Origin of the sequence: Sedimenticola selenatireducens (assembly GCF_007625115.1) — a bacterium.
In the GTDB taxonomy this organism is placed as follows: Bacteria; Pseudomonadota; Gammaproteobacteria; order Chromatiales; family Chromatiaceae; genus Sedimenticola; species Sedimenticola selenatireducens_A.
The window spans coordinates 25448-38404 of the sequence record NZ_VMNH01000003.1; the positions used below are offsets into that span (position 1 = coordinate 25448).

The 12957-nt window shown below is 49.6% G+C and carries 5 protein-coding genes, 3 tRNA genes and 3 rRNA genes; all 11 read left to right on the forward strand.

Features of this window, described 5'->3' with window-relative positions; all coding sequences use genetic code 11:
- The first annotated feature begins 344 nt into the window (after positions 1-344).
- Positions 345-1888: ribosomal RNA gene (locus FHP88_RS01190) — 16S ribosomal RNA — on the forward strand.
- Positions 1889-1952: 64 nt separating this feature from the next.
- A tRNA-Ile gene (locus FHP88_RS01195) sits at positions 1953-2029 on the forward strand.
- A 109-nt stretch (positions 2030-2138) separates the two neighbouring features.
- Positions 2139-2214 (forward strand) — tRNA-Ala (locus tag FHP88_RS01200).
- 263 nt (positions 2215-2477) lie between these two features.
- Positions 2478-5364: ribosomal RNA gene (locus FHP88_RS01205) — 23S ribosomal RNA — on the forward strand.
- 117 nt (positions 5365-5481) lie between these two features.
- A 5S ribosomal RNA gene (gene rrf / locus FHP88_RS01210) occupies positions 5482-5597 on the forward strand.
- The 16S, 23S and 5S rRNA genes sit together here with 2 tRNA genes alongside, the layout of an rRNA operon.
- Positions 5598-5729: 132 nt before the next feature.
- Positions 5730-7538 (forward strand): M61 family metallopeptidase, encoded by a 1809-nt coding sequence (locus tag FHP88_RS01215; protein WP_144357163.1) that lies wholly within the window; start codon positions 5730-5732, stop codon positions 7536-7538.
- A gap of 37 nt (positions 7539-7575) precedes the next feature.
- Complete coding sequence (gene birA / locus FHP88_RS01220; RefSeq protein ID WP_144357164.1) at positions 7576-8556, forward strand: bifunctional biotin--[acetyl-CoA-carboxylase] ligase/biotin operon repressor BirA; 981 nt, start codon at positions 7576-7578, stop codon at positions 8554-8556.
- Between the two features lie 26 nt (positions 8557-8582).
- Positions 8583-9347, forward strand: a complete 765-nt coding sequence (locus FHP88_RS01225) for a type III pantothenate kinase (protein ID WP_144357165.1) — start codon at positions 8583-8585, stop codon at positions 9345-9347.
- Complete coding sequence (locus tag FHP88_RS01230; protein WP_144357166.1) at positions 9344-10261, forward strand: SPOR domain-containing protein; 918 nt, start codon at positions 9344-9346, stop codon at positions 10259-10261. The genes FHP88_RS01225 and FHP88_RS01230 overlap by 4 nt, the downstream gene beginning before the upstream one ends.
- Before the next feature lie 18 nt (positions 10262-10279).
- A tRNA-Thr gene (locus tag FHP88_RS01235) sits at positions 10280-10355 on the forward strand.
- Between the two features lie 428 nt (positions 10356-10783).
- Positions 10784-12862, forward strand: coding sequence for an elongation factor G (fusA, locus tag FHP88_RS01240; RefSeq protein WP_144357167.1), 2079 nt, complete (start codon positions 10784-10786; stop codon positions 12860-12862).
- Positions 12863-12957 lie beyond the last annotated feature (95 nt).

Here is a 12957-nt window from a genome sequence, read left to right on the forward strand (position 1 = left end):
CCCTTAGGAGAGGGTGGTTCGAAAAGGTTGAAATAAGTCTTGACCTGATCGAAATGAGGCGTAGAATACGCGCCTCGCTTGGGGAGAACGACGCAGTCGGGCGCTTCAAGCGGAAGGATTCTGGGTCTAAGATATTGACTTAAAATTCGGGGGCATTCATAATTGACTGTCTCGGTCGGATGAAAATCTGGCAGCTCTTTAACAATCAGGTTAGGTAATTTGTGTGGGTGCTCCGTCGGTGGCTTATGAAGCCAAAACTTTCGACGGAACATCTATAAAAGAATTCCTTTTTTAGACGTAATGTCGAGCACGGATTTGTCACCCACAAAGTGACTAAAACACTTCAAGTGAAGAGTTTGATCCTGGCTCAGATTGAACGCTGGCGGTATGCTTAACACATGCAAGTCGAACGGCAGCACGAGAGAGCTTGCTCTCTTGGTGGCGAGTGGCGGACGGGTGAGTAACGCGTAAGAATCTGCCTATTAGTGGGGGATAACTCGGGGAAACTCGAGCTAATACCGCATACGCCCTACGGGGGAAAGTGGGGGACCTTCGGGCCTCACGCTAATAGATGAGCTTGCGTTGGATTAGCTAGTTGGTAGGGTAATGGCCTACCAAGGCGACGATCCATAGCTGGTCTGAGAGGACGATCAGCCACACTGGGACTGAGACACGGCCCAGACTCCTACGGGAGGCAGCAGTGGGGAATATTGGACAATGGGCGCAAGCCTGATCCAGCAATACCGCGTGTGTGAAGAAGGCCTGCGGGTTGTAAAGCACTTTCAATTGTGAAGAAAAGCGAGGGCTTAATACGCTCTTGTCTTGACGTTAACTTTAGAAGAAGCACCGGCTAACTCTGTGCCAGCAGCCGCGGTAATACAGAGGGTGCGAGCGTTAATCGGAATTACTGGGCGTAAAGCGTACGTAGGCGGTTTAGTAAGTCAGATGTGAAAGCCCTGGGCTCAACCTGGGAACTGCATTTGAAACTGCTAGACTAGAGTGTGGTAGAGGGAAGTGGAATTCCGGGTGTAGCGGTGAAATGCGTAGATATCCGGAGGAACACCAGTGGCGAAGGCGACTTCCTGGACCAACACTGACGCTGAGGTACGAAAGCGTGGGTAGCAAACAGGATTAGATACCCTGGTAGTCCACGCCGTAAACGATGTCAACTAGTTGTTGGGAGCATCTTGGCTCTTAGTAACGTAGCTAACGCGATAAGTTGACCGCCTGGGGAGTACGGCCGCAAGGTTAAAACTCAAAGGAATTGACGGGGGCCCGCACAAGCGGTGGAGCATGTGGTTTAATTCGATGCAACGCGAAGAACCTTACCAGCTCTTGACATCCTGCGAACTTTCTAGAGATAGATTGGTGCCTTCGGGAACGCAGTGACAGGTGCTGCATGGCTGTCGTCAGCTCGTGTCGTGAGATGTTGGGTTAAGTCCCGTAACGAGCGCAACCCTTGTCCTTAGTTGCCAGCACGTAATGGTGGGAACTCTAGGGAGACTGCCGGTGATAAACCGGAGGAAGGTGGGGATGACGTCAAGTCATCATGGCCCTTATGAGCTGGGCTACACACGTGCTACAATGGCCGGTACAGAGGGCGGCAAACCCGCGAGGGGGAGCAAATCTCACAAAACCGGTCGTAGTCCGGATCGGAGTCTGCAACTCGACTCCGTGAAGTTGGAATCGCTAGTAATCGCGAATCAGAATGTCGCGGTGAATACGTTCCCGGGCCTTGTACACACCGCCCGTCACACCATGGGAGTGGGTTGCAAAAGAAGTAGGTAGTCTAACCTTCGGGAGGACGCTTACCACTTTGTGATTCATGACTGGGGTGAAGTCGTAACAAGGTAGCCCTAGGGGAACCTGGGGCTGGATCACCTCCTTTAAAAGAGCGGATTAAGCGCTTTCGGAGCCCCCACACAAATTACCTAATCAAGTAGCACGGACACGGGTCTGTAGCTCAGTTGGTTAGAGCGCACCCCTGATAAGGGTGAGGTCGGTGGTTCGAATCCACCCAGACCCACCAGTTTTCCGAATATCTGCGTTGTCGGCTTACTCGTTTACTGATGTAAACTTCGCAAGCCTCCGCCTTGATTTTCGAAAACTATTTCCAAGAGAGTTTCTGGAAATGAATCGGGGCCATAGCTCAGCTGGGAGAGCGCCTGCCTTGCACGCAGGAGGTCGGGAGTTCGATCCTCCCTGGCTCCACCAATTTTAAGTGTCGTGTATGAGTATCAAGTGTCGAGCATGAATGTTCGCCACTTTGTATTTATACAAAGTGTTTGCTCTTTAACAATTCGGATATAGATTGTAGATAGGTGATGATTTATGCGTCACGTAAGTGATGTATAGGTCTATCTAACAATATAAGTACTAATTTTTCTCAATGAATAATTAGTTACTTGGGTATGTTGCATTTGTAACAAACAAGTTTATAAACCAGCACCATGGCTCCAGAGTTTTTGGGGTTATATGGTCAAGTGAATAAGCGCATATGGTGGATGCCTAGGCGATAAGAGGCGATGAAGGACGTTGTAGCTTGCGATAAGCCACGGGGAGTCAGCAAACAGACTTTGATCCGTGGATTTCCGAATGGGGAAACCCAGCCCGTATAAGCGGGTTATCATGCACTGAATACATAGGTGTATGAGGCGAACCCGGGGAACTGAAACATCTAAGTACCCGGAGGAAAAGAAATCAACCGAGATTCCCTTAGTAGCGGCGAGCGAACGGGGATTAGCCCTTAAGCTGTTGATGTGTTAGTGGAACATTCTGGAAAGTTTGGCGATACAGGGTGATAGCCCCGTACACGAAAACTATTCAACAGTGAAATCGAGTAGGGCGGGACACGTGATATCCTGTCTGAACATGGGGGGACCATCCTCCAAGGCTAAATACTCCTTATCGACCGATAGTGAACCAGTACCGTGAGGGAAAGGCGAAAAGAACCCTTTTTAAGGGAGTGAAATAGAACCTGAAACCGTATGCGTACAAGCAGTGGGAGCCCTACGGGGTGACTGCGTACCTTTTGTATAATGGGTCAGCGACTTACTTCTCAGTAGCAAGCTTAACCGAATAGGGGAGGCGTAGGGAAACCGAGTCTTAATAGGGCGAATGAGTTGCTGGGAGTAGACCCGAAACCGGGCGATCTATCCATGGCCAGGGTGAAGGTGGAGTAACATCTACTGGAGGCCCGAACCGGGATCTGTTGAAAAAGATTCGGATGAGCTGTGGATCGGAGTGAAAGGCTAATCAAGCTCGGAGATAGCTGGTTCTCCTCGAAAGCTATTTAGGTAGCGCCTCATGTATCACTCGCGGGGGTAGAGCACTGTTTCGGCTAGGGGGTCATCTCGACTTACCAAACCGATGCAAACTCCGAATACCGCGAAGTGCAATCATGGGAGACAGACGGCGGGTGCTAACGTCCGTCGTCAAAAGGGAAACAACCCAGACCGCCAGCTAAGGTCCCAAAATCACATCTCAGTGGGAAACGATGTGGGAAGGCATAGACAGCTAGGAGGTTGGCTTAGAAGCAGCCATCCTTTAAAGAAAGCGTAATAGCTCACTAGTCGAGTCGGCCTGCGCGGAAGATTTAACGGGGCTTAAGATGTGTACCGAAGCTGCGGATGCGTGTTTACACGCATGGTAGAGGAGCGTTCTGTAAGCGGTTGAAGGTGTGTCGTAAGGCATGCTGGACGTATCAGAAGTGCGAATGCTGACATGAGTAACGATAAAGGGGGTGAGAGGCCCCCTCGCCGAAAGCCCAAGGTTTCCTGCGCAACGCTAATCGGCGCAGGGTTAGTCGGCCCCTAAGGTGAGGCAGAAATGCGTAATCGATGGGAAGCAGGTTAATATTCCTGCACCTCTTATTACTGCGATGGAGAGACGGAGAAGGCTAGGCCATCCGGGCGTTGGTTGTCCCGGTTTAAGCGAGTAGGGAGTGAGTTTAGGCAAATCCGGACTCACAATCCTGAGACGTGACGACGAAGCATCTTTGATGTGAAGTGGTTGATGCCATGCTTCCAGGAAAATCTTCTAAGCTTCAGGTAATAAGAGACCGTACTCCAAACCGACACAGGTGGGCTGGATGAGAATTCCAAGGCGCTTGAGAGAACTCTGGTGAAGGAACTAGGCAAAATGGTACCGTAACTTCGGGAGAAGGTACGCCTTTGACGGTGATGAGATTTACTCTTTAAGCTGTTGGAGGTTGCAATAAAATGGTGGCTGCAACTGTTTATTAAAAACATAGCACTCTGCAAACACGAAAGTGGACGTATAGGGTGTGACGCCTGCCCGGTGCCGGAAGGTTAATTGATGGGGTTATCTTCGGAGAAGCTCTTGATCGAAGCCCCGGTAAACGGCGGCCGTAACTATAACGGTCCTAAGGTAGCGAAATTCCTTGTCGGGTAAGTTCCGACCTGCACGAATGGCGTAATGATGGCCACACTGTCTCCACCAGAGACTCAGTGAAATTGAACTCGCTGTTAAGATGCAGCGTACCCGCGGCTAGACGGAAAGACCCCGTGCACCTTTACTACAGCTTCACACTGGACTTTGAGCCTACTTGTGTAGGATAGGTGGGAGGCTTTGAAACCGAGACGCCAGTCTTGGTGGAGCCAACCTTGAAATACCACCCTGGTATGTTTGGAGTTCTAACCTCGACCCGTTATCCGGGTCAGGGACAGTGTGTGGTGGGTAGTTTGACTGGGGCGGTCTCCTCCCAAAGAGTAACGGAGGAGCACGAAGGTACCCTCAGCGCGGTCGGAAATCGCGCAATGAGTGCAATAGCATAAGGGTGCTTGACTGCGAGACAGACAAGTCGAGCAGGTACGAAAGTAGGTTATAGTGATCCGGTGGCTCTGCATGGAAGGGCCATCGCTCAACGGATAAAAGGTACGCCGGGGATAACAGGCTGATACCGCCCAAGAGTTCATATCGACGGCGGTGTTTGGCACCTCGATGTCGGCTCATCACATCCTGGGGCTGAAGTCGGTCCCAAGGGTATGGCTGTTCGCCATTTAAAGTGGTACGCGAGCTGGGTTTAGAACGTCGTGAGACAGTTCGGTCCCTATCTGCCGTGGGCGTTTGAGATTTGAGGGAAGCTGCTCCTAGTACGAGAGGACCGGAGTGGACGAACCTCTGGTGTTCCGGTTGTCACGCCAGTGGCATTGCCGGGTAGCTATGTTCGGACAGGATAACCGCTGAAAGCATCTAAGCGGGAAGCCCCTCCCAAGATTAGATCTCACTAGACCTTTAAGGTCTCTGAAGGGCCGTTGAAGACTACAACGTTGATAGGCTGGGTGTGGAAGTGCAGTAATGTATGAAGCTAACCAGTACTAATTGCCCGTGAGGCTTGACCATATAACACCCAAGTACTTTGTACATGGGTGCTGGTTAAGAAACGCAACAAACCCATTGTACTATTTACAATCTATACCGAATGCTTGTTAGACGCTTATGCGGCTAACCACAAGTTTGCTTGGCGGCCATAGAGCACTGGAACCACCTGATCCCATCTCGAACTCAGAAGTGAAACGGTGTATCGCCGATGATAGTGTGGGGTCTCCCCATGTGAAAGTAGGTCACTGCCAAGCTTTATACCCAAAAACCCCAATCGATTACTCGGTTGGGGTTTTTTCTTGGAACGCCTTTTTAGATACAGGGACTCTTCTTTGATCTTTTAATTTGCTACAGTTCTCCTATCGTCCATATCGAGCCGTCGTTAAATGATTGACTATAAGATTGAACCCATTTCGCCTGAAGCCCATCTTTTCAAAGTGACCGTTTTAATTGAGCGACCTGATCCAAAAGGGCAGGTCGTATCGTTACCCGCATGGATTCCTGGTAGTTACATGATTCGTGACTTTGCGCGCAACATCGTCTCGATCAGTGCTTGTACGGATGAGGCTGAGCTTCAATTACAGAAGCTTGATAAGCAGACCTGGCAGCTTCCTGTTACTGATAAAGCGGTAACCATCACATATAAAGTCTATGCCTGGGATCTGTCTGTGCGTAGTGCTCATCTCGATATAACGCATGGTTTTTTCAATGGTACCAGTGTTTTCTTGCGTATTGATGGCCAGGAAGATCAGGCCTGTCTGGTTGAAATACTGCCGCCAGTTGGTGATCGCTATAGCTCCTGGCGTGTCGCTACAACCATGACTGCCTGTGGCGCACGGCCATATGCCTTTGGAATTTATGGTGCTAATAACTATGAAGAGTTAATAGATCACCCCGTCGAGATGGGGTGTTTCGTTGATGCTTCATTTGAGGCCGCAGGTATTCCTCACAATATCGTGATTACAGGAAAGCATTATGCGGATATGGAACGTATCTGCAGTGATCTCCAAAAGATTTGTGAACAGCACATCAGGCTGTTTGGTGAACTTCCTGATATGGCTAGTTATCTTTTTTTGGTTATGGCGGTGGGTGATGGTTATGGTGGCCTGGAGCATCGCAGCTCCACTGCATTAATTTGTAAACGCGATGACTTGCCACATAAGCATCAAAAAAAGATGAGCGACGGTTACCGACAATTTCTTGGTTTATGCAGTCATGAATATTTTCATCTGTGGAATGTAAAGCGAATTAAACCGAAGGTGTTTGTAAAGCCAACCCTTAAAAGTGAGGCGTACACTACCTTGCTTTGGGCGTTCGAAGGCATTACCTCCTACTATGATGATTTAGCGCTCGTACGGTCAGGCAGTATCGACGTGGAAAGTTATCTTACATTGCTTGCCAAGGTCATAACCCGCGTCCAAAAAGGCGCTGGTCGATTACACCAATCTGTGTCTGACTCAAGCTTTGATGCCTGGATAAAGTTTTACAAGCAGGATGAGAATTCACCCAATGCCATAGTAAGTTATTACACAAAGGGTGCATTAATTGCGTTATCGCTTGACCATATCATCAGGGAGCGTTCAGAAGGCCAATATTCATTAGACGACATAATGCGTGTTTTATGGATGCAGTATGGGGCTAAGGAAGTTGGTGTGTGTGAAGGTGATATTGAGCGTGTTATACAAGAGCATACTGGTCTAGACCTTAGCGATTTTTTTAATCAATCTGTTCGTGGATGTAACGATCTCGATATTGAAACCTACCTTGACTCTGTTGGTGTCGGGTATAAGTTACGACAATCCCGTGGGGCATCAGATAGCGGGGGGCTTAAAGATACGGACGCCGATGCGGAGTTGCCTCGTTTAGTGCTCGGTGTTGCAACTCGAAGCGATGGAAAAGAGTTAGTGCTATCGAATGTATTTGATGGAGGTGCGGCACAGGTCGCAGGGCTTTCAGCGGGCGATACATTAATCGCTATTGATGGATTGCGTGTTTCAGAAGCAAATCTAGATGGTTTGGTGACTAACGCAATTAATGGCACGCCCGTAAAAGTACACGCGTTTCGTCGGGATGAGATAATGGAGTTTGATGTAACTCCCTTGCCTGCAAATGCCGATACCTGTGAGTTGTGGATTAAAGAAGATGTGGATGAAGCTACGCTTGCTCGACGAACGGCTTGGCTGACGGGGTTGTAAAAAGATACAGCGACATGCAAAAAGGCGATCCATTTTTATGAACTACCCGCGACAATTACTGCTTTTACTTGCGGATGGAGGGTGGCATTCTGGTGAGGAATTGGCGAGTCAATTAGGCATCAGCAGGACGGCTGTATGGAAACAGCTTGGGCAGTTAAAAGAGCTGTTGAATGTTGAGTGCCATGCTGTACGTGGTAGAGGTTATCGGCTACCCGTCCCGATTGAACTTCTTGATGAGCGAAGCATACGTAAATCCTTATCTCCAGCAGCAAAGCACAAACTTCCGGATATCCATATTCTTGATTCTATTGCGTCAACTAACAGTTATTTAATGGGGAAGGTGCCAGAGCAGTTAACCCCGGGCCTTGTATGTGTTGCTGAGCAACAGACTGAAGGGCGTGGTCGCCGTGGGCGTAGTTGGGTGTCGCCGTTTGGTCACAACATCTACTTTTCAATGTATTTTCGTTTCCCATTGGCGCCCGCTGAACTGAGTGGGATCAGTCTGGTGGCTGGACTTGCGGTTGTGCTTACACTGAAGCAATTGGGGGTTATCGATGTCGGCCTGAAGTGGCCAAATGATATTCTTTATAAGGACCAAAAGCTGGCGGGTCTGTTGCTTGAGGTCGCAGGAGAGCAGAGTGGGCCCAGTAATGTGGTGGTTGGTATCGGTCTTAATATCAATCTTTCTAAAACCGATGCCGAGTCGATAGATCAGCCTTGGATTGATCTAAAAAATATACCGGGCGGAGAATCAATTTCAAGGAATCGTATCGTTGCTGGACTGGTGGGTAATCTGTTCGAGATGATGGGGCAGTTTGAAAAAGAAGGGCTCATGTCGTTGCGCGACATGTGGCGCCAGTATGATCTGTATGATGGTAAGTCTATTCAATTACAGCTTGGGGATCGACAGATATCAGGGGTGCATCGTGGGATAGATGAATCGGGTGCACTGTTAGTCGAGACTGAAGAGGGTATTAAGGCTTATCATGGTGGTGAAGTTTCGTTGCGTCTTGCCTGAATGATCAGTATGTGTTCGGATGCCTTATGAGAGATGAAACTGTACTCCTTATCGACATAGGGAATACAAATCTAAAATGGTCATTGATGAAAAATGGCCACATAGCCCCTATATCTTCACAATCGCATAAAACTATTTCACCGGAAGCATTGGCGCAGAGTTGCTGGGGAACGATCGAAACTCCGGATCGGACCTACATGGCAAATGTCGCGGGAGAGGTGCTTGGCGAAGGGTTGAGTAAATGGATGTGGGCAACGTGGACGCAGTCGCCGACTATCCTTTTGGCTATGCACAAGAAGTTGGGTGTAACGAATGGCTATCGAGACCCCGCACAGCTTGGCGTTGATCGTTGGTTGACCCTCTTGGCTGTACGTGCAAATGAGGTTGGGCCCGTCTGTATCGTTGATTGTGGAACGGCGTTAACCATTGATCTTATGACCGATGAGGGCATCCATCATGGTGGAATGATTCTTCCCGGTCTGAATCTTATGCGCGATTCACTCTTGCGGGATACAAAGATACCGCGGGTAGCGGGTGTTGAGATCGAATCAATGTTTGCGCACGATACTGCCGCGGCGGTCGCCTCGGCTGCATTGCATGCTTCGGCTGCATTGATTGAGCGAGCTATGCTAGAGGCGCAGAGTAATCATATAGGTACACCCAAATTAATCCTTACTGGCAGTGATGCAGGAGCCATTGCATCGTTATTGCGAATGCCCTACGAGATTGACAGCGGATTGGTTATGAAAGGATTGGCGTTGTTTGCGGCATCAGAGGGACAAGCTGAATGAAGTGGTTGGGTATTCTGCTGCTGTTGGCGAATCTAGCGGTTTTAGGTTGGGGGTTGCAGCGTGAGCCGGCCGACCTGCCGCCGCGGCCAGCTAAACACGCTGGGGTAGGAAGTCTTAAATTGTTGTCTGAGGTCTTGGAGGATAATGGTCAGGTCGCTGAGCAAGGGCCTGAGATCGCCACTAGCCATTCAGTCGGCGCAAATGTAGTACAAAACGATCGGCCTGGCGTTTCTTCTTCCGTATCAGTTGCAGCGCATACAGGGGAGGGCGCTGATTACAGTGCAAAAGAGCGACAGTCTCCAGAGCAGGCTGTATCGGAAGAAAAGAGCGAGGTAGGCGGATCCCTGCCGATGAATTCCCGGAAGCTTTCAACGCCGGATGTTGTGCCACCCGCGGCGGTTGTTCCGGAGAAGGCAAAGCCGTCCGTGGTGGTTTGTGGTGCTTTCGGCCCATTCGAGCGGGGTGCCGCAGCACGTGAGGTGGCCGAGTCGCTTGCAAGCCAGGGAATGGATAGCTCGTTGCGTAGAGAGTCCCTGGAAAAACCCATTGGTTACTGGGTGATAATTCCGCCGCTTGCTAGCCAGGAAGGCGCAATCGATAAAGTCCGGCAATTAAAAGAGAGCGGGATCTCTGATATACGGCGATTTGTAAAGGGTGACCAACGAAATGGTATTTCTCTTGGGGTATTTTCCAGCAAGCAGAATGCTGAGCTTCGGCGGCAGGAAGTCGCCAAAAAAGGGCATGCAGCCAAAGTTATTCCCCGATTGATCACGGTTCCTACCTACTGGATAGACTATCGATCAAGTCAGGAGAGTGCGGCTAAGGCCGCAAAGAGCCTGAGGCGGAAAAATGAGACGATAAAAAACGAGGAATATCCCTGTTCACGCGTTGTCACATCGGGTGGGATCTTCTAGAATAGGCCCTCGTTTTTGGCTGGCGTAGCTCAGTTGGTAGAGCAGCTGATTTGTAATCAGCAGGTCGCGGGTTCGACTCCTGTCGCCAGCTCCATATTTTCTCCATTCTCGAAACCTAGAAACCTTTTTGAAACAGGCGGTTATATTTGCCGAGATGATTTTTGTGTTGCCTGTTTCTGAATGCGCGCGCTTCCCGGAATGTGGTCGGGTAAAAAACATTTCACAATAAAGCAGGAAACCTTACCATTCTGTCTTGGTTTCAGGTTAAAATACGCGGCTATTTCTAACTGGACTGCAAAAACACCGCCTTAATTTTAGTGTCTGGCGTGGTCTGGTTCGTAATACCACATGCATCTGGTACGTCTATCATATTGCCATTGGCTTGTAGATCACCCGAGTTAACGGCTCAGATGAGGAGGTTTCTATGGATCAGGATATATATTCTGACACCCTCTTCCTCCTGTTTCATGTGCAGTGGTGGTTACCGAATTCTAAATTTATTGTCTAACTCAGAGTACGAACATGACAGATCTAACCCTTTACCGAAATATCGGTATCTTCGCTCACGTAGATGCTGGTAAAACGACCACCACCGAGCGCATCCTGAAATTGACAGGTAAGATCCATAAGATCGGTGAGGTGCACGATGGTGCTGCAACTACGGATTTCATGGACCAGGAGCAGGAACGTGGTATTACCATCCAGTCTGCAGCAACCTCTTGTGAGTGGAACAAGCATCGCCTGAATATCATCGATACCCCGGGGCACGTTGACTTCACAATTGAAGTTTATCGTTCACTGAAGGTGCTCGACGGTGGTGTGGGTGTGTTCTGTGGTTCGGGTGGTGTTGAGCCCCAGTCAGAGACCAACTGGCGTTATGCCAATGAGTCTGAAGTGGCTCGCGTCATTCTGGTGAACAAGCTGGATCGTCTCGGCGCCGACTTTTATCGTGTCGTGAAGCAGGTCAAAGAGGTATTGGCTGCCAATCCTTTGGTGATGGTATTGCCGATCGGTACTGAAGATGAGTTCTGTGGTGTTGTGGATCTGCTGACCCGCAAGGCCTGGGTTTGGGATGACTCCGGTGACCCCACCAACTACACGATTCAAGACGTGCCTGCCGATATGACGGATCTTGTTGAGACCTGGCGTGAGCAGCTGATTGAGACCGCTGTTGAGCAGGACGATGATTTGATGGAGAAGTATCTGGATGGCGAAGAGCCTTCTGTTGAAGATCTCAAGCGCTGTATCCGCAAGGGGACTATCGCGTTGGATTTCTTCCCAACCTATTGCGGCTCTGCGTTCAAGAATAAAGGTATCCAGCTGGTATTAGATGCCGTTGTCGATTATCTGCCTAATCCTATGGAAGTTGAGCCTCAGCCAGAAGTTGATTTGGAAGGTAATGAGACGGGCAAATTTGCGATTGTCGATCCAGCGAAACCACTCCGTGCCCTGGCATTCAAGATCATGGATGACCGTTTTGGTGCGCTGACTTTTGTACGTATCTACTCCGGTGTTATGGAGAAAGGTTGTACTGTTCTCAACACCTTTACCGGTAAGACCGAGCGTATTGGTCGTATCGTGGAGATGCATGCGGATTCCCGTGAGGAGCTGACGCGTGCCCAGGCAGGGGATATTGTCGCTGTCGTTGGTATGAAGAATGTCAGGACCGGCCACACCCTTTGTGATCCGAAGAACCCTGCTACCCTTGAGCCAATGGTCTTCCCTGATCCAGTGATCGCCATTGCCATTGCGCCAAAGGATAAAGCGGCTGTTGAAAAGATGGGTATTGCGTTGAATAAAATGGTTCAGGAAGATCCATCGTTCTATGTAATGACTGACGAAGACAGCGGTGAAACCATCCTGAAAGGCATGGGTGAGCTGCATCTGGATATCAAGATCGATATCCTGCGTCGTACCCATGGCGTGGATGTGATTGTTGGTAAGCCTCAGGTGGCCTACCGTGAAACGATTACCCAGCGTGTTGAAGACAGTTATACCCACAAGAAACAATCGGGTGGTTCAGGACAGTTCGGTAAAATCGATTACATCGTAGAACCCGGCGAGCCAGGATCAGGTTTTCAATTTGAATCCGTGGTTGTGGGTGGTAACGTACCGAAAGAGTATTGGCCTGCGATTCAGAAAGGTTTTGCACTTAGTATGGACCGAGGTGTCTTGGCAGGATTCCCCTGTCTGGATGTCAAAGTTACACTGACAGATGGTGGATTCCACGCGGTTGACTCTTCCGCCATCGCGTTTGAGATTGCGGCCAAGGGTGCGTATCGTCAGTCCATTCCTAAAGCGGGTCCTCAATTGATCGAGCCGATCATGAAAGTGGACGTCTATACCCCAGAGGATCACGTCGGTGATGTGATTGGTGACTTGAACCGTCGTCGCGGCATGATCAAGTCTCAGGACACCACACCAACAGGTATCCGTATCAAGGCAGAGGCTCCGCTGAGCGAAATGTTCGGCTACATCGGCGATCTGCGTACCATGACCTCAGGTCGTGGGCAGTTCTCCATGGAGTTCTCACATTATCTGCCCTGCCCCAAAAATGTCGCTGAAGAGGTGATTAAAGAGGTATTGGAGCGGAATAAGTAAGCGCAACGCGATCGAAAAAAGCCGGGTGACTATGTCACCCGGCTTTTTTTTGTTCAAAAATCTTCCAAAGTTTCAGCGTCATAGTGTTGGTATGA

Bases quoted from the DNA above. Each gene is read 5' to 3' on its own strand.
- FHP88_RS01215 (WP_144357163.1), top strand. From the start codon at position 5,730: ATGATTGACTATAAGATTGAACCCATTTCGCCTGAAGCCCATCTTTTC.
- birA (WP_144357164.1), top strand. From the start codon at position 7,576: ATGAACTACCCGCGACAATTACTGCTTTTACTTGCGGATGGAGGGTGG.
- FHP88_RS01225 (WP_144357165.1), top strand. From the start codon at position 8,583: ATGAGAGATGAAACTGTACTCCTTATCGACATAGGGAATACAAATCTA.
- FHP88_RS01230 (WP_144357166.1), top strand. From the start codon at position 9,344: ATGAAGTGGTTGGGTATTCTGCTGCTGTTGGCGAATCTAGCGGTTTTA.
- fusA (WP_144357167.1), top strand. From the start codon at position 10,784: ATGACAGATCTAACCCTTTACCGAAATATCGGTATCTTCGCTCACGTA.